The following is a 24,080-nucleotide window of genomic DNA, read 5'->3' as shown; positions in this document are numbered from 1 at the left end:
TGCAGAATCTTCGACGTAGGAACCCCGCGGGCCGTCCTCCCCGGGGAGCGGCGGCTCCGGCATCGGGCCGGGGCGCTCCCAGACGGGGTCGCGGGGCCGGTCGGACTCCTCGGCGAGCCGGCGCGCGGCCGACTGGCGGGCCGCGAGGACCAGCGCGACGGCGATGAGCAGGCTCGTCACGATCGCGGCTATCAGAAGACTGCTCGACCCGTTCAGGAAACCGAGCGCGAGAAACAACACCGCGACGGGGATGAGCAGGAGACTAGCAACGATCATGGCTCATCCTCGTCGCGGTACGGTTTCGACCAGGGGTTTCGGTCAGCGGCCCGACTCGATGGAGTTGGCACGGCCGCCGTACGAGCCGGCGAGGCCGGCCGCGGCGAGACCGCCGGAACCGCCCACCGCGCGGCCCGAGTCGGCGCGGGTCAGCTCGGCCTCCAGGCCCTGACCACGGCCGTCCAGGTCACGCAGCTGGCTCTCGAGGTAGGCCTTCAGCCGCGTGCGGTATTCCCGCTCGAACTGCTTCAGCTCCTCGATGTGCTTCTGCAGCGCGGTCCGCTTCGCGTCCAGGCCGCCCATGGCCTCCTGGTGACGCTGACGGGCGTCGCGCTCGAGGGCATCGGCCTTGGCCCGCGCCTCGCGGGTGACCTCCTCCGCCTTGGAACGGGCGTCGGAGAGAAGCTTGTCGGCCTCGCGGCGCGCGTCGGACACGTGGTCGTCGGCGGTGCGCTGGGCCATCATGAGCACCCGCAGCGCCTGCTGCTCGCCGTCGGCGGCGGAGGCGCCGGCGCCCGGGCCGGGGCCCTGCGCGCGGACCTGCTCGAGCTCGGCCTGCATCTGGCGGGCGGCCTGCTCGGCGGCCGACTTGTCCCGCTGCACGCGGTCGAGCTGGGCCTTCAGGTCGTTGAGCTCGGCGGCCATGCGGGGGTCGGCACCCGGGGCCACTGGCGCGCCACCCCGGCCACCGCGCTCCACCTGGGCGCGCAGCTCGTTGTTCTCCTCGATCAGACGGGCGAGCTCACGCTCGACCTCGTCCAGGAAGGCGTCGACCTCCTCCTCGTCATACCCCCGCTTGCCGATCGGGGGCTTCTTGAAGGCGACGTTATGAACGTCGGCCGGGGTCAGCGGCATCGAAACTCCTCGGGTCAGTCGCGGCCGCGGTTGGGGCTGCTGTCTAGCTGTATGTCTTGATCAGTGGAACCAGCACGAAGTTCATGAGCACGAACAGGATAACCAGCAGCACGATGGAAGCCAGGTCCAAACTCACGTTACCAATGCGCAGCGGTGGGATCACACGCCTCAACGCCTTGAGGGGCGGATCCGTGACGCTCCACACCGATTCGAGTCCGGCGGACGCACCTCGGCTGGGCTGCCACCGTCGTCCGTACTGGAGTACCGCACCCAGCACGAACCTGGCCAGCAGCACCATGAAGAAGAGGTACAGCAAGATATAGAGAATCTGGAACACGATCGACAGCACGTTCGGCGGATCCCTCGTTCGGGTCAACTCTGAGTGAAGAAGCCGCCCTCAGCGATCTTGGCCTTGTCCTCTGCGGTGACCTGGACATTCGCCGGTGAGAGCAGGAAAACCCGGTTGGTCACGCGCTCGATCGTACCGCGAAGACCGAAAGCCAGCCCGGCGGCGAAGTCGACCAGCCGGCGAGCGTCCGACTCATCCATCTCGGTGAGATTGATGATGACCGGGACGCCGTCGCGGAAGTGCTCTCCGATCGTGCGGGCCTCCCGGTACGTGGTGGGGTGCAGCGTGGTGATCTGGTAACGCTGCTCCTCCTCCACCGGACGCGGCTGCACCTGGGGCTGGACCTGCGGCTGCGGCTTCAGGGCGAGGTTCTCCCGGGTCGAGTACGAGAGGGCGTTGCTCTGCTCCGGCGCCGGCTGCGGCCGGGTGATGGAGCGCACGCTCGCCCGATCGAGGCGCTCGCTCTCCTCCCGGTCGAGGTCGGCACGCGCGGCGGAGACCCGGTCGAGGCGGCTGCTGCGCTCGGACCGCGCCCGCGGAACGGCGCGCTCCTCCTCCTCGTCCTCCTCGGCGAACTCGTCGGCGTAGCGGTCGCGGTCGCTGGTGTAGCGCTCACGCTCGCGCTCCCGGCCGCGGTCACGGTAGGAGCTCTCCCGGTAGCCGCGGTCGTCGTACCCGCGGTCGTCGTCCTCCTCGACGAGGCCGAGCCAGACGCCTGCCTTACGCAATGCGCTCACGCCGCCCCTCCCTGCCGAGCGTCCATGCCCCCACCTCCGTGTCCGCTGTGCGGCGCGCGCCCCCTTCGGCGTGCCGCGTCCCCCCTTGTACGAGCCGAACACACGGATCCGATTCGGACCCACGACTCGCTGCGACGCTGCGTCGTCGGACGCGGCGGCCGCCGAGGCGGTGAGTCCGTCGCGTAAAACAACACCTGTGTAGTTTGCTGCCCGGCGCAAGGCTACCGCAGCGAGTTTCGCATCCCGAGTAAAGATGTACCGATCCGTACGTGTGTCGCCCCGTGCCGGACGGCCGCCTCGAGGTCGCCGCTCATGCCCGCGGAGACCGTCGTGGCGCCCGGATACCGCTCGCTCAGGCGCCCGGCCAGCAGGGCCAGTCGCTCGAACGCGCGGTCCGGATCCCAGCCCAGCGGCGCCACCGCCATCACGCCGGCGAGCCGGAGACCGTCCGATGAGGTCACCGTGTCGGATACCCGCCAAAGATCATTTTCAACCACGCCGCCGCGCTCCGGGTCGCCGTCGATGCTGATCTGGATCAACACGTCGAGCGGGACCGCGCGGCCGGCGGCGGCCCGCCCCAGGGCCTCGGCCAGACGTTCCGAGTTCACCGACTCGACCACGTCGGCGTACGAGACCACCGACTTCACCTTGTTGCGCTGCAGCTGACCGACGAAGTGCCAGCGGAGGCGTACCCCGTCCGCGGCGAGCGCGGCGGCCTTGGCCGCCGCCTCCTGGTCCTTGTTCTCCCCGACGTCGGTGACGCCGAGCCCGGCGAGCAGAGCGACGTCGCTCGCCGGGTAGGTCTTCGTCACCGCGGTCAGGGTGACGCTCTCCACCGGGCGCCCGGCCGCCTCACAGGCGCGGGCGATCCGGTCGTTCACCTGCACGAGATTGGCGGCGAGCTCGGCCCGCCGCCGTTCATCACGTTCCATCGGCAGTGCTACGAGCCGTTCTTCAGGAAGTCCGGCACGTCCACGTCGTCGAAGAGCACCCGGCGCGGCGGCGGAGTGGCGGCCGGCTGCACCGGCGGCGGGCTCACCGGCGCCGAGACCGGCGGGCTGGCGGGCTGCGGCACGACCTTGCGGACCGGCTCGGCCGGCTTGTACGAGGGCGTGCCCCCGTCGAAGCCCGCCGCGATCACGGTGACCCGCACCTCGTCGCCGAGGGCGTCGTCGATCACGGCGCCGAAGATGATGTTCGCGTCCGGGTGGGCCGCGTCGGTGACCAGCTGGGCCGCGTCGTTGATCTCGAACAGGCCGAGGTCCGAGCCGCCGGCGATGGAGAGCAGCACGCCGCGCGCGCCGTCCATGCTCTGCTCCAGCAGCGGGCTGGAGATGGCCCGCTCGGCCGCCTCGACCGCGCGGTTGTCGCCGCGCGCGCTGCCGATGCCCATGAGCGCGCTGCCGGCGTTGCTCATGACGCTCTTCACGTCGGCGAAGTCCAGGTTGATCAGACCCGGCGTGGTGATCAGGTCGGTGATGCCCTGCACACCGGAGAGCAGGACCTGGTCGGCCTGGCGGAACGCGTCCATCATGCTGATGCCGCGGTCGCCGAGCGCGAGCAGCCGGTCGTTCGGGATGACGATCAGGGTGTCGCACTGGTTGCGCAGCTCGTCGATGCCGGCCTCGGCCTGGACCTGCCGCCGCTTGCCCTCGAACGAGAACGGGCGGGTGACCACGCCGATGGTGAGCGCGCCGAGCTTGCGGGCGATGTTCGCCACGACGGGCGCGCCGCCGGTGCCGGTGCCGCCGCCCTCGCCGCAGGTGACGAAGACCATGTCGGCGCCCTTGAGCACCTCCTCGATCTCGTCGCGGTGGTCCTCGGCGGCGTTCTTGCCGACGTCGGGCTGCGCGCCCGCGCCGAGGCCGCGGGTGAGCTCGCGGCCGACGTCGAGCTTCACGTCGGCGTCGCTCATCAGGAGCGCCTGGGCGTCCGTGTTGATCGCGATGAACTCGACGCCCTTGAGCCCGACCTCGATCATGCGGTTCACGGCGTTAACACCGCCGCCGCCGATACCGACGACCTTGATAACCGCCAGGTAGTTGTGTGGAGGTGTCATCGGTCTCCAGCCTTCCCTTCCAGGGTGGACGAACGTCGACGGCGCACTTCGACATCCGCTGCCGTACAAGGGAGGGCGAGGAAACCCTCACCCTCTACTAGAGGTTTAGAGTTATGTCAACCACTCAGAACCTCTCGACGCAACGTAAGCAAACATCCGGCCGTCACCAAAGACCCCGGACGGCGTGTCGCGTCCGCTTACGTGGCGAGTATCCGACTGACCCGTAACCTCGGACGTTATATTCCGTTCCTACGGCTTCGTCCGGATTAATCGGATAATCACCGAATTGTCACGACTGTCGGGGCGCTCACGTCGATCTCCTCGCCCTTCTGCCCGAGCAGCTCGGTCGCCACCTTGCTCTTCTCGTCACTCTTGGTCTCGTCGCCCCAGATGACGACCCGGCCCTTCCGTAACTCCAACCGGATCTGCACCGGCGAGGGGACGGCCACCGCCACGAGCTGTTTGCGGAGTTCGTCACTGAGGGCGGAGAGCACCGTCAGCGCCGACTCGGTGTTCGTGTCGAGCGGGCCGGGCGCCGAGAGCCGGGCCAGCGGCAGCCCGGACGGCTGCTCCTTCACGGCCCGGAACGGCACTCCGTCGTCGTCGATCAGGATGAAGCCCTGCTTCGCCGGGACGGCCGCCACGGCGGTGCGCTCGATCACCTCGATCACCACCGTCGACGGCCAGCTGCGGCTCACCACGACCCGGTCCACGGCGGGCAGCCCGCGCACCCGGGCGCCGGCCGCGCCGAGGTCGACCCGGGCCAGCGGGCGCCGGTCCGGGATCGCGGCGGCCCGGCGCACCTGGTCCTGGCTGAGCAGCTCGGTGCCGACCACCTCCACCTGGCGCACGCCCAGCACCGAGGTGCCGTAGACGAGCCAGACCAGGCCGCCGGCGACCAGCAGCACGCCGGCGCCGATCAGCCACGGCATCGCGGCCTTCAGCCGGCGCTGCCGGGCCCGGGCCATGAACCGCCGCGCCGACGACGGCACCGCGTCCGTGTCGGCGCGGACCAGCCGCCAGTTGCGCGTGCCCCCGCCCGCTCCCGGCTTGCCCGCCCCCGGCTTGCCCGCCACGCTATCCGGCCAGGTCCGGCTGCTGGTCCGCCTCGGCGAGCGCGGCCAGCAGCTCGTCGCCCATGAGCGAGATCGGCGGCGCGCCCATCGTCACCACGACGTCGCCGGGACGGCTGCGGCGGACCACCTCGGCCGGCACGTCGTCCCAGTCCGGCACGAAGACCTTGCGGTCGTCCGGCAGGTCGATCGCGGCGGTCAGCGCCCGGCCGCCCTCGCCCGGCCCGCGGGTCTCCCCCGGCCCGAACACCTCCATGCAGATCACCTCGTCGGCGACCGCGAGGCCCTCGGCGAGCTCGGCCTGCAGGTCCCGGGTGCGGTAGACCCGGTACGGCTGGAAGACCACGAGCAGCCGGCCGTCCCCGGCCACCTCGCGCAGGGTCCGCAGCGCGGCCATGACGGAGGTGGGGTGGTAGGCGTACTCGTCGTAGACGCGTACCCCGGCGGCGATGCCCTTGCGCTCGAAGCGCCGGCGCACCCCCGGGAACGACTCCAGCGCCTCGATCACCCTGTCCAGCGGCAGGCCCAGCTTCAGCGCGGTCAGCACGGTGGCGGCGCTGTTGAGGCCCATGTGCTTGCCGGGCAGCGCCAGCTTCACCTCGCCGAGCGGCTTGCCCTCGAGGGTGGCCTGGTAGCGCACGCCGCTGGTGGAGGACACCACGTCGCTGATCCGCAGATCCGCGTGCTCCGATTCCCCGTACGTGTAAACGGTCTTGCCCTGGGCCTTGAGCCCCTCGATCAGCTCCTCGGTGCCCGGACCGTCGGCGCAGGTCACCACGAAGCCGTCGGCGAGCTTGCCGAACTCGAGGAAGCCGGCCTTGAGCGACTCCAGGTCGCCCCAGTTGTTGAGGTGGTCACCCTCGATGTTCGTGATGATCGCGACGTGCGGCCGGTAGATCAGGAACGACTTGTCGCTCTCGTCCGCCTCGACCACGAAGTGCGGGCCGGTGCCGTGATGCCCGGCCGCGCCGGCCGCCGAGATCTCGCCGCCGATCACGAACGACGGGTCCTGGCCGGCGTGCTGCAGGATCACCGTCATGATCGAGGTGGTGGTGGTCTTGCCGTGGGTGCCGGCGATCGCGATGCCCTGCCGGTTCGTCATGGCCGCGGCGAGCGCCTCGGAGCGGTGCAGCAGGCGCAGGCCGCGGCGGCGGGCCTCGGCCATCTCGATGTGGTCGTGCGGGATCGCGGTCGAGTAGACGACCGTGTCCACGCCGTCCAGGTTCGACGCGACGTGCGACATGTGCACGGTGCCGCCGAGGGCCCGCAGCGCGGTGAGGGCGGGCCACTCGCGCAGCTCGCTGCCGGAGACCGGGACACCCCGGGTCAGCAGGAGGCGGGCCAGGCCGGCCATGCCGACCCCGCCGATCCCGATCAGATGCACGCTGCCCAGGTCCTCGGCGGTCAACTCGCCGGCCGGCGTCAGCTCCGCCGTGTTCACAGATCAACTCCCTCAGTGCAAAGCACGTTCAGCTCACCGCTTCCAGGACGTAGCGCAGCAGCGCCTCGTCGCCGTCCCGCCGGCCGTACCGCGCCGCGGCCGCGCCCATCGCGCCGAGCCGCTGCCGGTCCCGCGCGATCGGGATGATGTTGCGTTCGATCCAGTCCGGGGTCAGCTCGCTGTTGTCGACGAGCAGGCCGCCACCGGCCTCCACCACGGGCAGCGCGTTGCGGCGCTGCTCCTGGTTGCTGTACGGGTAGGGCACGTAGATCGCCGGCATGCCGAGCGCCGTGGTCTCGGCCACCGTGATCGCGCCGCCCCGGCAGAGCATCAGGTCCGCGGCCGCATAACCGAGTTCCATCTCGGAGAGATACGGGACCACCACGTACGGGACCGGCAGGTCGTTCGGCACCTCGAACGGGTCGTTGCGCCCGCCCTGCACGTGCAGCACCTGGATGCCGGCGTGGGCGAGGCGCTTCGCGGCGGCCGCGACCGCCAGGTTGATGGTCCGGGCGCCGGACGAGCCGCCGGAGACGAAGAGCACCGGCAGGTCGGGGCGGAGCCCGAAGTGGTAGAGGGCCTGCGGGCGCAGCGCCGGCCGGTCCATGTGGGTGATCCCGGTGCGCAGCGGCACGCCGACGAGCCGGGCGTTGCGCAGCGACTCGGCCTGCTCCAGCTGGTGCGGGAAGCCGACCGCCACCCGCTTCGTGAACTTCATGCCCATCCGGTTCGCGACACCCGGCGGCACGTTCACCTCGTGGATCACGATGGGCAGCTCACGGCGCCAGGCCGCGAGGTAGGCCGGCACCGACACGTAGCCACCGAAACCGACGACGACCTCGGCCTGCACCTCGTCGATGATCTCGCCGGCCGCGTGCGCCGACTTGTACATCCGATCCGGCGTGCGCAGCAGGTCCAGGTTCAGCGCCCGGGGCAGCTGGAACGCCGGGATCACGCGCAGGTCGTACCCGGCCGCCGGGATCAGCTGGTTCTCCATGCCCTTCGGGCTGCCCAGCGTCGTGATCCGGATGTTCGGGAAGTGGCGCCGCAGAGCGTCGGCGAAGGCGAGCAGCGGGTAGATGTGACCACCGGTGCCTCCTCCGGCGAGCACGACCGACCGCAGCTGGCTCATCACCGTCTCCTCTCGTCCCCCACTCCAACGGGTTTCTTCTGCGTCGGCCGCCGCGGCGCCGGGGGTAGCGGCGGCAGCGGGGCCCACAGTAGTCGTACCCATCTCGGGGTCGGACGGGCGTTCAGCGCTCGCGCGGCATCCGGTTCCGCCCGGGCGAACGACGCCAGCATGCCGATCGCCGCGAGAGTCACCACCAGAGCGCTACCACCTGCGGAGATGAACGGTAGCGGAAGGCCGGTGATCGGCAGCAGCCCGACCACCCCACCCATGTTGATCACGGCCTGAGCGACCAGCCACGTGGTGATCGCGGAGGCGGCGAGCCGGCGGAACGGGTCCTGCGACCGCCGGGCGATCCGGAAGCCGGTGTACGCCAGCACCGACAGCAGCGCCAGCACCACGGCGCACCCGACGACGCCGAGCTCCTCCGCCACGATCGAGAAGATGAAGTCGTTCTCGGCCTCGGGCACCCAGCCCCACTTGAGCGCGCCCTTGCCGAGCCCGACGCCGAACCAGCCGCCCTCGAAGATCGCCGACCGGCCCTGGATGATCTGGTAGCAGGCCTTGTCGATGTCACACTCGCTGAGCGGCGTGAGGAAGCTGGTGAGCCGCTCCAGCCGGTAGTTGGGCTCCCCGGCCGCACCGGACCCGGCGCCGCGCGACGCCGCCGCGATCAGCAGGCCGACACCGGCGAGCCCGAGCACGCCGAGGGCCGCGAAGAACTTCATCCGCACCCCGGCCGCCCAGAGCAGACCGACGATGAGGGAGAGCAGCACCAGCATGGTGCCGAGGTCGTTGTAGCCGACCAGCACGAACAGCAGGCCGATCACCGGGAAGAGCGGCATCGCCAGCTCCCGCCAGTGCCCCAGCTTCGGCCCCTTGCGCGCGATCACGTCGGCGCCCCAGAGCACCATGCCGACCTTGGCGAACTCACCCGGCTGCATGCTGACCGGGCCGATGTACAGCCAGTTCAGGTCGGACTTGATCGGACCCAGGCCGCTCTTCGCGATCCCGGCCGACTTGAGCGCGTGCAGCACCGCCAGGAGCGTCAGCAGCAGGATCGCGAGACCGATGACGTATTTCCCGAGCGTCCGCAGCGTCTGCGCGGGAAGCCGCTGGCAGATCCAGAACGCCACCAGCCCGAGCAGGGCGAAGACCGCCTGACTGGAGATCTCCGAGAACGCGTTCCCGTTCTTCGCGTACGCCTCCACGCTGGTCGCCGAGAACACCATGGTGAGCCCGATGAGCAGCAGCAACCCGGAACTGGCGATCAGCAGGTAGTAGGACGAGAGGGGGCGGGCCAGCAGCCCGTGCACCGCGGGCAGCAGCTGCCGGCTCAGCGACGGGCGGGCCTTCTGGTTACGGTCGTCCGCCATATCCCCATCATCGTCGGATGTCCACCTTCCACAGGCGTCACACCACGGCGTGTCGCGCTTGTTCCCGCTCACTGCCAAACCCATTTTTCGGGTACGACCTACCCCGTCCCCACCCGCACCACCACCGTCCCGTGGCGCACCACACCTGCGGCCACCTCCGCCCGGCGCGACCCGCCGCCGGCCCCGGCGTCCCTCACCCTCCCGCCGTCCCGTCCACCCCCGCCGAACGCCCCACCTCCTAGGCCGTCACCGACCGCCACCCAGCTGCACAGAAGAGCGACAAATCGGGCGCAAGAAGAGCCATGACGTACAGCCACCCCAGCCTGGCTGCACAGCAGAGCGACAAATCGGGCGTGAAGGCAGCCATGGCGTACAGCCGCCACAACCTGGCTGCACAGGAAGGCGACAAAACCGGCGTGAAGGCAGCCATGGCGTACAGCCACTGCGGCCCGGCTGCACAGGAGAGCGGCAAATCGGGCGCGCACCGAGCCGTGGCGTGCAGCCGAGCCGGCGCGGCCCGGCTGCACCGGAGGGCGACGAAACGGGCGCCGAGAGAGGGCGGGCTTGGGCGGCCGGCTGTGGGCGACCTTCCGGAACCGCGTGGAGGGTGGGTGGAGGGTGAGGGGACGCCGGGGCCGGCGGCGGGACGCGCCGGGCGGAGGTGGCCGCAGGTGTGGTGCGCCACGGGACGGCGCTGGTGCGGCTGGGGGCGGCCGGTCACCTCGTACGGATGAAGGGGGTGACCGGCCGCAGCGAGCTCAGCCCATGACCGCCAGGTGATCGCTGTAGAAGAGGCCCAGGCCGATCGCCGCGCAGATGCCCGCGATGATCCAGAAGCGGACCACGATGTTGACCTCGGACCAGCCCGCCAGCTCGAAGTGGTGCTGGAGGGGGGACATGCGGAAGACGCGCTTGCCGGTCGTCTTGAAGGAGATGATCTGGATGACGACGGACATCGTGATGATGACGAAGAGGCCGCCGATGATGACCGAGAGCAGGGTCGTGCGGGTGGCGACGGCGAGGCCGCCGATCAGGCCGCCGAGGGCGAGGGCTCCGGTGTCGCCCATGAAGATGCGGGCCGGGTTGGTGTTCCACCAGAGGAAGCCGACGCAGGCCGCCGCCGCGGCTGCCGCGATCATCGCGATCTCGAGCGGATCTCGTACCTGATAGCAGTGCTGCTGGGTGAGCTCGCTGGTGAGGCGGTAGTCGTCGTCGCCGCACCAGTGCCGGTACTGCCAGAAGCCGATCAGCGAGTACGCGCCGAGCACCAGGATCGACGCGCCGGTGGCGAGGCCGTCGAGGCCGTCGGTGAGGTTCACGCCGTTCGACATCGCCATGATGACGAAGACGAAGACCATGACCGAGCCGACCTTGCCGACGTCGAGCCAGCTCACGTCGCGGATGAAGGAGATCTTCTCGCTCGCCACGGTCTGCCCGTTGGTGCTCGGGAAGTTCAGCGCCACCAGGCCGAACGCCGTGCCGATGAGCAGCTGGCCGAGGAGTTTGCCCTTGGCGCTGAGGCCGTCCGAGTTCTTCTTGCGGACCTTCAGGAAGTCGTCGAGGAAGCCGACCGCGCCGCAGAAGACGAAGATCCCGAGCAGGACCAGCGCCGTCATGGTCGGCTTCTCCTGGGCGATCTGCCGGTCCGGCAGGGTGGTCAGCGCCAGGTGGCCGGCCACGTACGCGAAGACCGTGGCCAGGATGAACGCCACGCCGCCCATCGTGGGGGTGCCCCGCTTGCCCAGGTGGGTCTGCGGGCCGATGGTGCGGATCGGCTGCCCGGCCTTGAGCGCCGAGAAGACCCGGATCGCGATCGGGGTGCCGAACAGCGAGATGAGAAAGGCGACCGCGGCCGCGACGATGACTGCCCTCACTTGGGCTGAACCTCCTCGGGATGCCGCAGCCAGTCGGCGACGTCCCACGTGCGGTACCGGGAACCCTTGACCAGCACGACGTCGTCGGCGCGCAGGTCATTCTTCAGGATGGCGATGGCCTCGGCCTGGTCGGCGGCGAGGTGCTTCTCCGCCATCGCGGAGGCACCGTCCAGGATGGGGCGGGTGTTCTCGCCGACGGCGATCAGGCGGTCGACGCCCAGCTCGGCGGCGAGCCGGCCGACGTCCCGATGTCCGGAAATTTCGTATTCGCCCAACTCGGCCATGTAGCCGAGGACCGCGGTGGTCCGGCGGTCCCGGCCCATCGCCGCCAGGGCACGGAGGGCCGCGGACGTCGAGGAGGGGTTGGCGTTGTAGGAGTCGTCGATGACCCGCACGCCGTCCTCCCGGTCGAAGACGTCCATCCGGCGGCCGGACACGATGCCCACCTCGCCGAGCGCCTCGACCAGCTCGTCGAAGTCCATGCCGGCGCTCAGGGCCACGGCGGCGGCGGCCAGGGTGTTCGCCACTTGATGACGACCGGCCACGGCCAACCGGACAAGTCCCGATTTTTCGTTGAATTTCATTGTGTACGTTGCCCGGCCCGCATCGTCGAGCGACACCTCGCTCGCCCGCACGCCGGCGCCGGCCTCCCCGGTGAGGATCACCTTCGCCGAGGTCCGCGCCGCCATGCCGGACACCAGGGGGTCGTCCGCGTTCAGGATCGCCACCCCGTCCGCCGGCAGGGCCTCGACCAGCTCCCCCTTGGCGAGGGCGGTCCCCTCGACCGAGCCGAACTCGCCGATGTGCGCGGCGCCGACGTTCAGCACGACGCCGATCCTCGGCTGGGCGATCTCGGTCAGGTAGCGGATGTGACCGATACCGCGGGCGCCCATCTCCAGCACCAGGAAGCGGGTCTCCGCGGTGGCCTGCAGGACCGTGTACGGGAAGCCCAGCTCGTTGTTGAGCGAGCCGGCCGGGGCGACGGTCGGGCCGAGCCGTGCCAGCAGCTGGCCGATGTAGTCCTTCGTGGTCGTCTTCCCGGACGAGCCGGTCAGCCCCACAATCGTCAACTTGTCCAGATTTTTCGTGACATGGCGTGCCAAAGCCGCCAGCGCCGCGAGCTGATCCTCGACGATGACCGACGGCACGCCGACGTCCTTGGTCCCGAGGACCCCGGCCGCCCCCGCCTCGATCACCGCGGGAGCGTAGTCGTGCCCGTCGGCCTTCTCCCCCTCGAAGGCGACGAAGAGGCCACCGGCCGGGACCTTGCGGGAGTCGTACTCGACGCCGCCGGTCACCGTGACATCCTCGGCGGCGTTGACCACCCGGCCGCCGGTCACGGCGGCGATGGCCGCCAGGGTCATCGGGATCATCTCCGGCCTCCCAGCGCCGCGGCCAGCTCGATACGGTCGTCGAACGGCAGCACCTCGCCGTTCACCTCCTGGCCCTGCTCGTTGCCCTTGCCGAGCACCGCGATCACGTCGCCGGCCGCCGCGAGCCGGACCGCCTCGTCGATCGCGGCACGCCGGCCGCCCACCTCGATGATCTTCGAGGCGGCGTGGGCGGACTCCGCGCCGTCCCGGACCGCGGCCCTGATCACGGCCGGGTCCTCGGTGCGCGGGTTGTCGTCGGTCACGATCACGAGATCGGCGCCGTGGGCCGCGGCGTCGCCCATGAGCGGCCGCTTGCCCTTGTCCCGGTCGCCGCCCGCGCCGATCACGCAGATGAGCCGACCGCCCCGGCCGGTGGCGAGCTCGCGCAGGGCCGCGAGGGCCGCGACGATCGCGTTCGGCTTGTGGGCGTAGTCGACGACGCCGAGGATCTCGCCGGGGGCGTCGACCTGCTCGAGGCGGCCGGGCACCCCCTTGCACTCCTTGATCCCGCGGCCGGCGGTGGCCGGGTCGACCCCGGCGCCGGCCAGCAGGGCGAGGGCGAGCAGGGCGTTCGCCACGTTGTGCAGGCCGGGGAGGGCGACGCCGGTCTCCACGGTGAGGCCGCCCGGCCCGTGCGCGGTGAAGGTCTGCCCGAAGTCGGAGACACGGACATCGCCGGCCCACCAGTCCGCCGCGACATTCCCGGAAGCGGAATACGTGACCGATTTGTCATGCTTTAAGCGCATAACTTCCGAGTCATCGTAGTTCAGCACTTCGACTGCCGACCTACCGTCGAAGAGCCGGGCCTTCGCGGAGAAATACTCTTCCGAGGAGGCGTGGAAGTCGAGGTGGTCCTGGCCGAAGTTGGTGTACCCGGCCGCCGCGAACGCGATCCCGTCGGCTCGCCCCATCACGAGGGCGTGGCTGGACACCTCCATGACGACTGCCGAGACCCCGCGCTCGAGGCCGGCCGCGAGGATCGCCTGGAGGTCGGTCGCCTCCGGCGTGGTCCGCACCGACTTGACCACGAAGTCCCCGAGCCGCGTCTCCACGGTTCCGACCAGCCCGGTGACCAGACCGGCGGCCCGCAGCCCGGCCTCGACGAGGTACGACGTCGACGTCTTCCCGGCAGTGCCGGTGATGCCGATCATCGTGAGCCGCCGCGACGGATCACCGTAGATCGCCGACGCGACGGCGCCGAGGACCGCCCGCGGGTCGTCCACGACGAGCGCGGGCAGCCCGGCCTCCGCGGCGAGCGGCAGGCCCGCCCTATCGGTCAGCACGGCCACCGCTCCCGAGGAACGGGCCGAGGCTATGAACTCCGCCCCGTGCCGGTTCGCTCCGGGGAGAGCCGCGTACAAATCGCCGGGGCGCACGGCCCCGCTACTGTGAGTGACCCCAGTGACATCAATGTCACCGCCCGCCGCTTCCACGCTGAGCAACGCGGCGAGCCTGCTCAACGGGTACGGCGTGACGTTCACGGGTCGGGGAATGCCGGACACGGCGTCAGACCCTACCCCGTGCCGCACCGGTTCTCGTCAACGCCATGCGGCCGGGGTTCATGGATGGATCTTGAAAGTCGGCGGCTTCGTACTGGACGGTGGCACACGGTAGCGGAGCAACGTGTTCGACATCATCTCGCTGAAGGCCGGCGCGGCCACGTCGCCGCCACCGCCGGTCGCCACGTCCATCGAGACGGCGATGACGTACCGCGGGTCCTCGGCGGGCGCCATGCCGATGAACGAGCTGGCGTTGTGGCTGGTGTACTGCCCGTCGGTGAGCATCTTGCCGGTGCCGGTCTTGCCGGCCACCCGGTATCCGGGCACCGCCGCGGCGCCACCGGTGCCGCCCTTCGCGTCGACCACGGCCTCCATCATGGTCCTCAGCTGCGCGGCGACGCCCGGGTCGAGCACCTTGTGCGTCTTCGGCTCGGCGGCCGGGGTGACCTTGCCGTCCGCGCCGGAGATGGTCGCCTTGATCAGCTGGGGCTGGATGTAGACGCCGTCGTTCGCGATCGCGCCGTACGCCGCCGCCATCTGGATGAGGGTGGCCGAGACGCTGTGCCCGATCGGCACCGACCCGTACGCCGAACCACTCCACTGGCTGGGCTCGAGAAGCTGGCCGTCCGCCTCGCCGAGGACGCCCTCACCGGTCGCCCGGCCCAGCCCGAACAGCTTCTGGTACTCGTACACCTTCTCCTTGCCGAGCTTCTCGGCGATCAGGATGGTGCCGACGTTCGAGGAGTACGCGAGCAGGCCCGGCATGGTCATCTCGGTGCCGGGGTCCTGCGGATGGGTGTCCCGGAACGGGTAGCCGCCCCGCTCGATCCCCGGCCCGATCTTCAGGGTCGAGTCGGGCGTGATGATGCCCTCCTGCAGGGCCGCGCCGAAGATGAACGCCTTGTGGCTGGAGCCCGGGTCGGTGACCACGCTGCTCGGCACGTCGGCCCGGTCCTGCGACTCGGAGTCCTCCGGCTTCGCCGCGTTGTAGGCCGGGTAGCTGGCCTGGGCCAGCACCTCGCCGGTGCGCGCGTCGAGGACCACGGCGCCGGCCACGGTGGCCTTCCTCTTCTCCGCCTCGGCGTCGAGGATGCGCTGCACTTCGTACTGCACGTCGCGGTCGATGGTGAGCTGCAGCGAGTTGCCCGGCTTCGCGGCGGTGTACTGCTCGTACCCACCCGGGATGGGCGCGCCGAGGCTGCCCTTGCCGACCTCGAAGACGCGCTTGCCGTCGGTGCCCTGCAGCAGCTCGTCGTAGCGGGCCTCGAGCCCTTCGAGCCCGTGGTGGTCGTCGCCGGTGAAGCCGATCAGGTTGGCCGCGAGGTCCTTGCCGGGCACGTCACGCCGCTCGTCGCTGTGCGTGTAGATGCCGGGCAGACTCATGTCGTCGATCTTGTCGGCGACCGCCACGTCGATGCCGCGGGCCAGGTAGCGGAACTTCAGCCACCGTCCCAGCGACTGCTTGCGCTGCATGCTCGCGATCAGCTCGGAGGCCGGGACGCGGAGCAGCGGCGCCAGCTTGGCCGCGATGCCGGGGACGTCCTTCTGGAGCCCGGCGTTCTCCGGGTCGGCGTAGACGTACCGCGCCTCGACGCTGTGCGCCAGGACCGCGCCGGAGCTGTCCAGGATGCTGCCGCGCGGCGCCGGGAGCTCCACCGTGGAGAGCCGGCGTTCGCGGAGCGCGAGCAGGCTCTCGGCCTCGTCCGGGGAGGTGGCGACCTGGAGCACGACGAGGCGTACCCCGATCGTCACGAACAGGGAGAGCGCCAGGACGGTCCCGAGCCGCAGCCGCCGCGTGCTGTTGGCGAGCTTCGGCGGTTCGGCCGGCACCCGCTTCTCGGTGCGCATGCGCTCGGGCCTCGCGGGCGGCCTGCGTCGTGGTCCGGCCGAGCGTCCGGCCTCCCGCTCGCGGTCGGCACGATCCTGCCGGGTACGAGGGATCGCACCGCTCTCGCGGCCGCGGGTCTCCTTCTCCTTCACCCGGGGGGTGGCCCGTTCCTTCTCCTTCGCCCGGGGAGCGGCCCGTTCCCGGTCCTTCTCGGGCCGGCGGGCCGGAGTCGCCGGAGTCGCCGCCTCGTCCTTCTCGGCCTGCTCCCGGCCCCGCCCGCGGGCCCGTGGCGGGGTCTCGCCGCCGTCCAGGACCTGCAGGGCCGGCCGGAACGGGTCGGAGGTGCGGCCGGAACGCGGCAACCGCCCCCGCTCGGCCACGGTCCGGCCGCGGGGCGTGTAGGCCCGGGCGTCGCCGATGCTGGAACGGCCCCGGCGCCCCGGGTTCTCCTCGGGCTCCTCGGCGGGGAGGTCACGTGACGAACCGCGCCGGGGCTGAGTACCCCGGCGCGGTGTCTCGTCGTCTCGCGGCGACATGGCGCTACTGCCCGGCGCCCGCGGTGGCGGTGCCCGGCTTGAGGCCGCCCTGGGCGGTCACGCCCGGCTGGCCCCGGCCCGGCGTGGGGATCCGGCTGATCTTCCCGTCCGGGAGCCGGATCATCGCCGGGTTCTCGGCCATGACGAGGCCGAGGCGGCGGGCCGCAGCGTGGATGTTGCCCGGGTTGGACGCCTGGATGAGCTGCTGCTCCAGGCCCTGCTGCTGCTTGTCGAGCGCGGCCTGCTCCTTCTGCAGGGCGTCGAGCTTGAAGGACTGCTCCATCGTCTTCGTGTTGACCAGGAGGACACCGAGGACGCCGAGCAGCACCACGGCGATCACCGAGGCGGCGAAGGTCGCGCGCGGGGCACGCATCGGCAGCGGCGGCGCCACCCAGAGGCGGGGGCGGCCGGCCGGCTGGGCGGTCGCGGGCTGGGCTTCCGCCGGGACGGCGCTGACCTCGAGGGCGAGCGCGGCGGTCCCGTCGGCGTCGGCTCCGGCGCCACGGTTGCTCCGGCGTACCGGATCGGCGCCCGGCTTGACCGGCGCACCCGGCTTGGCCCGGCCGGTCCCGGTCCGGGGTTCCGCGCTGCCGCTCCGCATCCCTGAGCGGCGCGTGTCGGCACGACCGGAGCTCTGGCGCGCCCCCCGGGCGCCAGTGCCCGTCGCCTCACGAGGCGCCGACCGGCCCCCCGACCGCGGCGCGTCGAATCGCTCGCTCATGTCCATCCCTCCCCCTCATGGTTCGCCCCCGGGCGTAACCGCCCCTGTCCCCCGTGCGTTGACTCGCGGGGTTACTTCTGTTTTCCGCCGCGGGTCGGCCCAGCCTCGCGGGGTTACTTCTGTCGTCCGCCGCGGGGAGGCCTGTTACTTCTCGCCTCCGCCGCGGGTCGGTCCAGCCATCCGAGGCCGTTCGCGGCCGGTCCTCGGTGCCTGGTTGTACTTCGGTCCCTGCTCCTGCTCGTCGATCCGTTCCACCGCTCGCAACTTCACCGAGGCCGCCCTCGGGTTCTCCGCCACCTCCGCCTCGCTCGGCAGCTCGGACCCCCTGGTGAGCAGCCGCAGCGTCGGCCCGGTGCCGGGAAGCTCGACCGGCAGGTCGATCGGCCCGGTGCTACGTGCCCTCGCGGCGAGGGCACGCTTCACGATTTTGTCCTCCAGTGATTGATAACTCATCACCACAAGCCGCCCCTTGGGCGCCAACACGTCCAAAGCAGCCGGAACCGCACCCTCGAGAGCGTCCAGTTCGGCGTTGACCTCAATGCGTAGTGCCTGGAACGTCCTTTTTGCGGGATTTCCACCCGTTCGGCGCGCGGCGGCCGGGATCGCTTCCTTGATCAGTTCAGCCAGCCGTGCGGTCGACGTGATCCGCGCTTTCGCCCGCTCCCGCACGATCGCCTGCACGACCCGGGGCGCGAACTTCTCCTCGCCGTACTGCCGCAGGATCCGGACCAGCTCGCCCGGCTCGTAGCCGTTCACGACCTCTTCCGCGGTCACGCCCCGGGACTGGTCCATCCGCATGTCCAGGGGAGCGTCCTGCGAGTACGCGAACCCGCGGTCCGCCTCGTCCAGCTGCAACGAGGAGACGCCCAGGTCGAAGAGCCCGCTGTGGATCGCCGGGATGCTCAGCTCGCCGAGCACCCGCGGCAGTTCGTCGTAGACGGCGTGCACCAGATGTGTCCGGTCCGCGAAGCGGGTGAGCCGGTGCCGCGCGTGAGCGAGCGCCTCGGTGTCCCGGTCGAGCCCGATCAGGACGACGTCCGGGAACCGCTCGAGAACCGCCTCGGCGTGCCCGCCCAGACCCAGCGTGAAGTCGACGTGAACGGCGCCCGGGAGCGCCAGCCCGGGAGCGAGCAGCTCGAGACAGCGCTCGAGCAGCACCGGCACATGCGTGCCCCGCGGCTCCCCCATGACGACCCCCATAGCCTGCCCATTCACGTGTCTCACCTACGGTGTTTCCCTTACTCGGCCGACGATTTCGGCCCGGCCGCCTGTCCGTACCGCCAGATCCCCATCCGCTCTGCCCGGCGCCGGCGTGGCCGGCCCGGACACGCGCCTGGCGCCGGGGAAGAGGCGCCAGGAGCGGGAGCGGCTGGAGATCTCGCAGTACGGCGGCAGTGGCGTCCGGGCCGTGGTGCGGCCCACCGAGGTGCCACGCCTACAGTCCGCCGGGCAGCACCCCCTCCTCGATGTCGGCGAACTCTTCCTCGCTCGCCGTGAGGTAGTCGTCCCAGGACTGCTTGTCCCAGATCTCGACCCTGGTGCTGGCGCCGATCACCACGAGGTCGCGGCCGAGGCTCGCGTATTCCCGCAAGTGCGCCGGGATCGTCACCCGGCCTTGCTTGTCGGGAACCTCGTCGTGGGCGCTGGCGAAGAACACCCGGCTGTATGCCCGGGCGGCCTTGTTCGTCACCGGCGCCTCACGCAGCTGACCGGCGAGCCGCTGGAACTCCGGCATCGGGAACACGTAGAGACAGCGCTCCTGCCCTTTCGTGATCACGACACCTCCCGCCAGCTCGTCACGGAACTTCGCCGGGAGGATCAGCCGGCCCTTCTCGTCCAGGCGCGGGGTATGCGTGCCGAGGAACATCGGCCAACCCCCCTTGCCGTGGCGTCGCGTTCCTTCGCGGTGGAACGGTCTCGCCTGTCAACTCGGGCCGGCAGTCCCGGTTCGGTTCCTCGGTCCTGCCACTGCGCCCCACTCTACTCCACTTCCCTCCACCTGCAACCCGAATGGAGCCGCTCGCGAGGCCTTTTCGCGGACGAATCCCCAGTTCACAGGCGGTGGGCCGGAGTGGAGGGCCAGACCATGATCGACGACGTCTGGTTTCCGACATCGACCCCAGCGAGTCCGATAACTCCGCGTTCACACTGTGGGAGCCCTCCCGTTTCGCTCCCCGTGGAGGGAAGTGGAGGCGCCCGGTGGAGCGAAGTGGAGCCCTCCGGTGGGGTGAAGCGGGCCGCCGGGCCGGAAGGTGGGGCCCGCCGCGGGCGGGCGGCCGGGAGGGCGGGCACGCCGCGGGCGGGCAGCCGGGAGGTCGGGCACGCCGCGGGCGGGCAGCCGGGAGGGCGCGGGCCCGCCGGGGGCGGGAGGCTGGGAGGGTGAGGGCACGCCGGGGCCGGCGGCGGGTCGCGCCGGGGGAACGTGGCCGCAGGTGTGGTGCGCCACGGGACGGGCGCTGATGCGGTCGGGGACGCGGTAGGTCGTACAGAAGAAGGTCCTGAAGAAACGCCTGTGGGGCGTGACCCAGGCGATCGGGTCACACCCCACAAGGCGTTCGAACTCCAGCCGGCGCCACCACGCCGCCCGGCTCTTCCTTACTTACTACCTACTACTAGGCGACGAGACGCCGCACGACGTAGTTCTTGCTCCAGATCTTGTGCTTGCCGACGCGGGCGCCGGTGTGCGGCGAGTCGTAGATGTAGCCGTTGCCGGCGTAGATCCCGGCGTGGTAGCCGTACGACCCGTTGCGGAACACGATCAGGTCGCCGACCTTCTTCTTGCTCTTGGCGACCTTGGTGCCGTACTTCTGCTGCGAGTTCGCCTTGTGCGGCAGCTTCTTGCCCGCCGCCTTCTTGTAGACGTACTTGGTGAAGCCCGAGCAGTCGAAGCGCTTGGGGCCGGCCGCGCCGTACTTGTAGAGCGAGCCCTTGTGCTTCTTGGCCTCGGCGAGGATCTTGGCACCGCTGGCCTTGACCGTGATCTTCACCTTGCCGGTGGAGGCGCTGCTGTAGCCGGAGCCGGTGAAGAGCGTGCGGACGTAGTACGTGTTCTTCGGCTTGTACGTGAGCGACACGGCACCGCTCTTGGAGGTCGCCGTGTCCCACGTCCGCCACTTGCCGCCGACCAGGCCCTGGAGCCGGACCGTGCCCTTGGCGACCTTGCCGGTGCGCGGGTCGATGACCTTGGCGGTCACCTTGAGGGTGGAGCCCCAGGGGAGCTTCCGGGTGCTGGCCTTGGCGGTCAGCTTGGGCTTCACCGTGGCGGCCGCCTGAGTGGCGGCGACCGTCTTCACGACCGGCGCGGTGCTGGCAGCCGCGGCCGCGGGGGACGCGGTGGCGACCAGCTGGCCGGCGCAGAGGCAGAGACCCAGAGACAGTGCGACAGTGCCGGCGCCGCGAGAAGACATGCGGCGGCCACGGCGCGAACTGTGTTCGTGCACGGTAGAGAATTCCCTCCGGCACGCCTGCGAGGTTAGCTGTCGGGTTCGGGCGGGAAGGTGTGCCCGGTCGCGGGAGGCGACTTCACCCCGAGGCCGATGTTGAGCGGTACCGGCCGGAAATGGTTCCCCCGTCCCTGCCCCCGAATGCCTTTGTGGTTGAACCGATGGAGCAGTGGTCGCACCGTCCAACCCGGGGCAGGGCTCGGCGTGAGCCGTCCGGTGCGAGCCGGGCGGTTGTGCCCGGCCCAACCTTGGTACCTGACGTTCCGCATGATCGTTAGCGCCGAAAAAGTCACGCAGAGTGATTGGCACAAATGTAGGTGTCCGGTTTGTTACCGGCCGGAGACATTTGCCACCACGGAGGGGAACCGGGTGCTCACTCATGGTCGAAAGTTACGGGTGAAACAGAACACACAATTGCCGGAGGATCAACCTCACACCTAGGTCAAAACGTCGGGAGCACCACAAACTCCGAGCGCACGTGATCTTGACCGGTCGGCAACTCGACGTAACCTTCCGGTCCGGTACCCTCGCTGGCGTGACGGACGGGAAGATGCCTCTCATCGCCAAGGTCGCGACCACTGCGTCGAAGACCGCGGCGGCGCTCTCCAGGGCCGCGGGACGCGGCGACGGTTCAGTGATCGGCGGCTGGATCGGCCTCAAGATCGACCCTGACCTTCTGGCCCACCTCTCGTCCGGGCGCGCTGTCGCGCTCGTCTCCGGGACCAACGGCAAGACCACCACGACCCGTCTCACCGCGGCCGCCGTCGGCGTCCTCGGCCGGGTCGCCACCAACTCGTTCGGCGCCAACATGCCGACCGGCCACACCTCGGCGCTGGCGAAGGAGGGACACACCCCGTTCGCCGTGCTGGAGGTGGACGAGCACTACCTCCCCCAGGTCATCGAGGCCACCAGGCCCAAGGTGGTGGCGCTGCTCAACCTCTCCCGGGACCAGCTGGACCGGGCCAAGGAGGTGGCGATGATGGCGCAGCTGTGGAAGGTGGCGCTCGCCAACCACCCGAGCATCAAAGTCGTGGCGAACGCGGACGACCCGATGGTCGTCTGGGCCGCGAGCAGCAGCCCGCAGACCACCTGGTTCAGCGCCGGCCAGCGCTGGCTGGACGACTCGTTCGTCTGCCCGGAGAGCGGCCACCCGATCGAGCGGCAGAACGGCGACTGGTGGTGCACCGGCTGCCCGCTGCGCCGCCCGCGGCCCGGCTGGCAGGTCGAGGACGAGGGCGTCATCGACCCGCGCGGCGACTGGCACCTCGTGAAGCTCCAGCTGCCCGGCAAGGTCAACATCGGGAACGCGGCGACCGCGCTCGCCGTCGCGGCCGAGTTCGGCGTCCGCCCGATCGAGGCACTCCCCCGGCTCGCCCGGGTCACCTCGATCGCCGGCCGCTACGCGCAGGTCGACCGGGACGGCCGCAACATCCGGCTGCTGCTCGCCAAGAACCCGGCCAGCTGGCTGGAGGCGTTCGACATGGCCGAGCAGGCGCCGACACTGCTCTCCATCAACGCGCGGGACCCCGACGGCTTCGACACGTCGTGGCTCTACGACGTCGACTTCTCCCCGCTGCGCAACCGCCCGGTGCTGATCACCGGCGACCGCGCCTACGACCTGGCCGTCCGGCTCCAGGTGAACCAGGTGCCGTTCCGGCACGTACAGAGATTCGACGAGGCGCTCGCGGCGGTGCCGCCGGGCCGTCTCGAAGTGATCGCCAACTACACGGCGTTCCAGGACATCCGAGCGGAGTTGGACCGTGTCAACTGAGAGCCTCCGGATCGTGTGGATCTACCCCGATCTGCTGTCGACCTACGGCGACCGGGGCAACCTGCTGATCCTGGCCCACCGGGCGGCCGCGCGCGGCATCCCGGTGGAGACCTACGAGGTCCGCTCCGACCAGCAGATGCCGACCACTGCCGACATCTACCTGATCGGCGGCGGCGAGGACGGCCCGCAGGCCCTCGCCGCGCAGCGCCTGATCACCGACGGCGGTCTGCACCGCGCGGTCAATCAGGGTGCGGCCGTCCTCGCGATCTGCGCCGGATATCAGCTCTTCGGGCACTCATTCTTCGCAAAAGGGGCGAAGTGTCAGGGTCTCGGTTTGCTCGACATAACCTCGGACCGGGGCGTCACCCGGGCGGTCGGAGAGATCCGCGGTGACATCGACCCGCGGCTCGGGCTGCCGCCCCTGACCGGGTTCGAGAACCACGGTGGGCGCACCCATCTCGGCGCGCACGCCGCGCCGCTGGCCCGGGTCACCGCCGGGATCGGCAACGACGGCCAGACCGAGGGAGCGTGGGCGGGGAAGATCCTCGGAACGTACTCCCACGGCCCGGCGCTCGCTCGCAACCCAGCGATAGCCGATCTGCTACTGCGCTGGTCAACGGGCGCGGATAGGCTTGCGCCCCTGGATGACACCTGGGCCGACCGGCTCCGGCAGGAACGGCTCGAGGCCGCGAGCGCAGTTTGACTTTGTTCTGAACCGACGACAGTTGGGGCGGTACGCCTGCATGACCGACATCCTGATCGCTGCACGCCCTCAGGACGCCGTTCCTTTCTCATGGAAGCGCCGTCTCATCCGCTTCGGCTCCCTCGGCGCCGTGGTGGGCGCTCTCGCGATCGCCGCCGCCACGCTCCCGCTGCGGGAGATCGGCGCGAGCGTCGAGACCCTGGGTGCGGTCGCCCCCGCCGCCGTCGCGGTGGTGGGCGGCCTGCTCCTCTCGGTGCTGGTCCCCCGTACCGCGATCACCCTCCTCTGCGGCCTCCTGCTGGGCGCCGCGACGGGCGCGATCGCCGCCCTGGCCGCCGCCATCATCGCGGCGACGGCCACCTACTACGCGGGCCGCTGGGCCGGCCGCGGCGCCCTGAAGGCCCGCGCCGGCAGCAAGCTCGACCGCCTCGACGGCTGGCTCAACCGCCGCGGCCTGGCCGCCGTCCTCCTGGTCCGCTTCCTCCCGCTGGCCCCCTTCGGCCTGGTCGGCTACGCCTACGGCACCACCTCGGTCTGCCGCAAGCGCTACCTCCTCGGCACCACGATCGCCGCCATCCCCTCCACGGTCACCTACGCCGTCATCGGCGCCGCCGTGGCCTCCCCGGGCTCGATGAACGCCGCCACCCTGGCCCCCGCCGCCATCGGCTTCGCCATCTCGACCGCGATCGTGCTGCGCTGGCGATACACCGCGCGCCGGGCCTGACCCCTCCTTTTCCGTACGACCTACCGCGTCCCCGACCGCATCAGCGCCCGTCCCGTGGCGCACCACACCTGCGGCCACCTTCCGCCGGCGCCCGTAGCCGCCGGCCCCGGCGGTTCGTGGCGCTCCAAGCACCGTCACCCATCCATTTCGCCGAGCGGCCCCTTCACCGGCTGCACACCATGGCTGTCCAGCGCCCGTTTTGTGAACCACACGCCGCAGCCGGACTCGTCCATTCGCTTCGGCTGCACCACAGAGCGACAAAACGGGCGGCGACCCGACACTGGCGTACAGCCAGCCCCGACTGGCTGCACAT

20 protein-coding genes and 1 riboswitch are annotated in these 24,080 nt (G+C 70.7%); of the genes, 3 read left to right on the top strand and 17 right to left on the bottom strand.

The window, feature by feature from the left end:
- Positions 1–318: 318 nt before the first annotated feature.
- From AB0G10_RS20525 to AB0G10_RS20445, 17 genes are all read right to left on the bottom strand, one after another.
- Entirely contained in the window at positions 319–1,131 is an 813-nt protein-coding gene (locus AB0G10_RS20525; protein WP_360923704.1) for a DivIVA domain-containing protein, read from the bottom strand.
- Positions 1,132–1,174: 43 nt separating this feature from the next.
- Positions 1,175–1,480 (bottom strand): YggT family protein, encoded by a 306-nt coding sequence (locus AB0G10_RS20520; protein WP_360923701.1) that lies wholly within the window; start codon positions 1,478–1,480, stop codon positions 1,175–1,177.
- Positions 1,481–1,503: 23 nt separating this feature from the next.
- Positions 1,504–2,217: a cell division protein SepF gene (sepF, locus tag AB0G10_RS20515; RefSeq protein ID WP_360923698.1), complete on the bottom strand. Its 714-nt coding sequence runs from the start codon at positions 2,215–2,217 to the stop codon at positions 1,504–1,506.
- Positions 2,218–2,438: 221 nt separating this feature from the next.
- Positions 2,439–3,149: a YggS family pyridoxal phosphate-dependent enzyme gene (locus AB0G10_RS20510; RefSeq protein WP_360923695.1), complete on the bottom strand. Its 711-nt coding sequence runs from the start codon at positions 3,147–3,149 to the stop codon at positions 2,439–2,441.
- A gap of 8 nt (positions 3,150–3,157) precedes the next feature.
- Complete coding sequence (gene ftsZ / locus AB0G10_RS20505) at positions 3,158–4,276, bottom strand: cell division protein FtsZ (RefSeq protein ID WP_360923692.1); 1,119 nt, start codon at positions 4,274–4,276, stop codon at positions 3,158–3,160.
- A gap of 278 nt (positions 4,277–4,554) precedes the next feature.
- Positions 4,555–5,352 carry an FtsQ-type POTRA domain-containing protein gene (locus AB0G10_RS20500; RefSeq protein ID WP_360923689.1) on the bottom strand — a complete coding sequence of 266 codons (798 nt, stop codon included), beginning with the start codon at positions 5,350–5,352 and terminating at the stop codon, positions 4,555–4,557.
- Position 5,353: 1 nt separating this feature from the next.
- A complete protein-coding gene (gene murC / locus AB0G10_RS20495) occupies positions 5,354–6,790 on the bottom strand; it encodes a UDP-N-acetylmuramate--L-alanine ligase (protein ID WP_360923686.1) in 1,437 nt (478 codons plus the stop codon).
- A gap of 28 nt (positions 6,791–6,818) precedes the next feature.
- A complete protein-coding gene (murG, locus tag AB0G10_RS20490; protein ID WP_360923683.1) occupies positions 6,819–7,922 on the bottom strand; it encodes an undecaprenyldiphospho-muramoylpentapeptide beta-N-acetylglucosaminyltransferase in 1,104 nt (367 codons plus the stop codon).
- Complete coding sequence (locus AB0G10_RS20485) at positions 7,922–9,295, bottom strand: putative peptidoglycan glycosyltransferase FtsW (protein WP_360923680.1); 1,374 nt, start codon at positions 9,293–9,295, stop codon at positions 7,922–7,924. The genes murG and AB0G10_RS20485 overlap by 1 nt, the downstream gene beginning before the upstream one ends.
- Before the next feature lie 758 nt (positions 9,296–10,053).
- A complete protein-coding gene (mraY, locus tag AB0G10_RS20480) occupies positions 10,054–11,169 on the bottom strand; it encodes a phospho-N-acetylmuramoyl-pentapeptide-transferase (protein ID WP_360923677.1) in 1,116 nt (371 codons plus the stop codon).
- Positions 11,166–12,542 (bottom strand): UDP-N-acetylmuramoyl-tripeptide--D-alanyl-D-alanine ligase, encoded by a 1,377-nt coding sequence (murF, locus tag AB0G10_RS20475; protein WP_360923674.1) that lies wholly within the window; start codon positions 12,540–12,542, stop codon positions 11,166–11,168. Before murF ends, mraY begins: the two co-directional genes overlap by 4 nt.
- Positions 12,539–14,044, bottom strand: coding sequence for a UDP-N-acetylmuramoyl-L-alanyl-D-glutamate--2,6-diaminopimelate ligase (locus AB0G10_RS20470; protein WP_360923671.1), 1,506 nt, complete (start codon positions 14,042–14,044; stop codon positions 12,539–12,541). Before AB0G10_RS20470 ends, murF begins: the two co-directional genes overlap by 4 nt.
- A gap of 57 nt (positions 14,045–14,101) precedes the next feature.
- Positions 14,102–16,405 (bottom strand): penicillin-binding transpeptidase domain-containing protein, encoded by a 2,304-nt coding sequence (locus tag AB0G10_RS20465; protein WP_360923668.1) that lies wholly within the window; start codon positions 16,403–16,405, stop codon positions 14,102–14,104.
- A gap of 4 nt (positions 16,406–16,409) precedes the next feature.
- A complete protein-coding gene (locus AB0G10_RS20460; RefSeq protein WP_360923665.1) occupies positions 16,410–17,006 on the bottom strand; it encodes a hypothetical protein in 597 nt (198 codons plus the stop codon).
- Between the two features lie 264 nt (positions 17,007–17,270).
- Entirely contained in the window at positions 17,271–18,326 is a 1,056-nt protein-coding gene (rsmH, locus tag AB0G10_RS20455; RefSeq protein ID WP_360924973.1) for a 16S rRNA (cytosine(1402)-N(4))-methyltransferase RsmH, read from the bottom strand.
- A 235-nt stretch (positions 18,327–18,561) separates the two neighbouring features.
- Entirely contained in the window at positions 18,562–18,993 is a 432-nt protein-coding gene (gene mraZ / locus AB0G10_RS20450; RefSeq protein ID WP_360923662.1) for a division/cell wall cluster transcriptional repressor MraZ, read from the bottom strand.
- Between the two features lie 745 nt (positions 18,994–19,738).
- Positions 19,739–20,533, bottom strand: coding sequence for an NlpC/P60 family protein (locus AB0G10_RS20445; protein WP_360923659.1), 795 nt, complete (start codon positions 20,531–20,533; stop codon positions 19,739–19,741).
- Positions 20,534–20,572: 39 nt separating this feature from the next.
- Positions 20,573–20,740: riboswitch (cyclic di-AMP (ydaO/yuaA leader) on the bottom strand.
- Positions 20,741–21,119: 379 nt separating this feature from the next.
- On the opposite strand from AB0G10_RS20445, the gene AB0G10_RS20440 reads away from it, so the two are divergent.
- Genes AB0G10_RS20440 through AB0G10_RS20430 form a run of 3 tightly spaced genes read left to right on the top strand, consistent with a single transcriptional unit; the run spans position 21,120 to position 23,767 of the window.
- On the top strand, positions 21,120–22,340 hold the full coding sequence (locus AB0G10_RS20440; protein ID WP_360924970.1) for a MurT ligase domain-containing protein: 1,221 nt from the start codon (positions 21,120–21,122) through the stop codon (positions 22,338–22,340).
- Entirely contained in the window at positions 22,330–23,043 is a 714-nt protein-coding gene (locus AB0G10_RS20435) for a glutamine amidotransferase (protein ID WP_360923657.1), read from the top strand. The genes AB0G10_RS20440 and AB0G10_RS20435 overlap by 11 nt, the downstream gene beginning before the upstream one ends.
- Before the next feature lie 40 nt (positions 23,044–23,083).
- Complete coding sequence (locus AB0G10_RS20430) at positions 23,084–23,767, top strand: VTT domain-containing protein (protein ID WP_360923654.1); 684 nt, start codon at positions 23,084–23,086, stop codon at positions 23,765–23,767.
- Positions 23,768–24,080: the final 313 nt, after the last annotated feature.

It is taken from the genome of Actinoplanes sp. NPDC023714, assembly GCF_040639855.1.
Lineage (GTDB): Bacteria > Actinomycetota > Actinomycetes > Mycobacteriales > Micromonosporaceae > Actinoplanes.
The sequence above is the reverse complement of the archived record's forward strand: the minus strand, read 5'-3'. Positions and strand labels throughout refer to the sequence as shown.

What these genes read in the sequence shown, in the direction of transcription:
- ftsZ (WP_360923692.1), bottom strand. Translation starts at nt 4,276, where the DNA reads ATGACACCTCCACACAACTACCTGGCGGTTATCAAGGTCGTCGGTATC.
- AB0G10_RS20510 (WP_360923695.1), bottom strand. Translation starts at nt 3,149, where the DNA reads ATGGAACGTGATGAACGGCGGCGGGCCGAGCTCGCCGCCAATCTCGTG.
- AB0G10_RS20445 (WP_360923659.1), bottom strand. Translation starts at nt 20,533, where the DNA reads ATGTCTTCTCGCGGCGCCGGCACTGTCGCACTGTCTCTGGGTCTCTGC.
- mraZ (WP_360923662.1), bottom strand. Translation starts at nt 18,993, where the DNA reads ATGTTCCTCGGCACGCATACCCCGCGCCTGGACGAGAAGGGCCGGCTG.
- rsmH (WP_360924973.1), bottom strand. Translation starts at nt 18,326, where the DNA reads ATGGGGGTCGTCATGGGGGAGCCGCGGGGCACGCATGTGCCGGTGCTG.
- AB0G10_RS20430 (WP_360923654.1), top strand. Translation starts at nt 23,084, where the DNA reads ATGACCGACATCCTGATCGCTGCACGCCCTCAGGACGCCGTTCCTTTC.
- AB0G10_RS20460 (WP_360923665.1), bottom strand. Translation starts at nt 17,006, where the DNA reads ATGCGGAGCGGCAGCGCGGAACCCCGGACCGGGACCGGCCGGGCCAAG.
- murG (WP_360923683.1), bottom strand. Translation starts at nt 7,922, where the DNA reads ATGAGCCAGCTGCGGTCGGTCGTGCTCGCCGGAGGAGGCACCGGTGGT.
- AB0G10_RS20440 (WP_360924970.1), top strand. Translation starts at nt 21,120, where the DNA reads ATGCCTCTCATCGCCAAGGTCGCGACCACTGCGTCGAAGACCGCGGCG.
- murF (WP_360923674.1), bottom strand. Translation starts at nt 12,542, where the DNA reads ATGATCCCGATGACCCTGGCGGCCATCGCCGCCGTGACCGGCGGCCGG.
- AB0G10_RS20465 (WP_360923668.1), bottom strand. Translation starts at nt 16,405, where the DNA reads ATGTCGCCGCGAGACGACGAGACACCGCGCCGGGGTACTCAGCCCCGG.
- AB0G10_RS20485 (WP_360923680.1), bottom strand. Translation starts at nt 9,295, where the DNA reads ATGGCGGACGACCGTAACCAGAAGGCCCGCCCGTCGCTGAGCCGGCAG.
- AB0G10_RS20525 (WP_360923704.1), bottom strand. Translation starts at nt 1,131, where the DNA reads ATGCCGCTGACCCCGGCCGACGTTCATAACGTCGCCTTCAAGAAGCCC.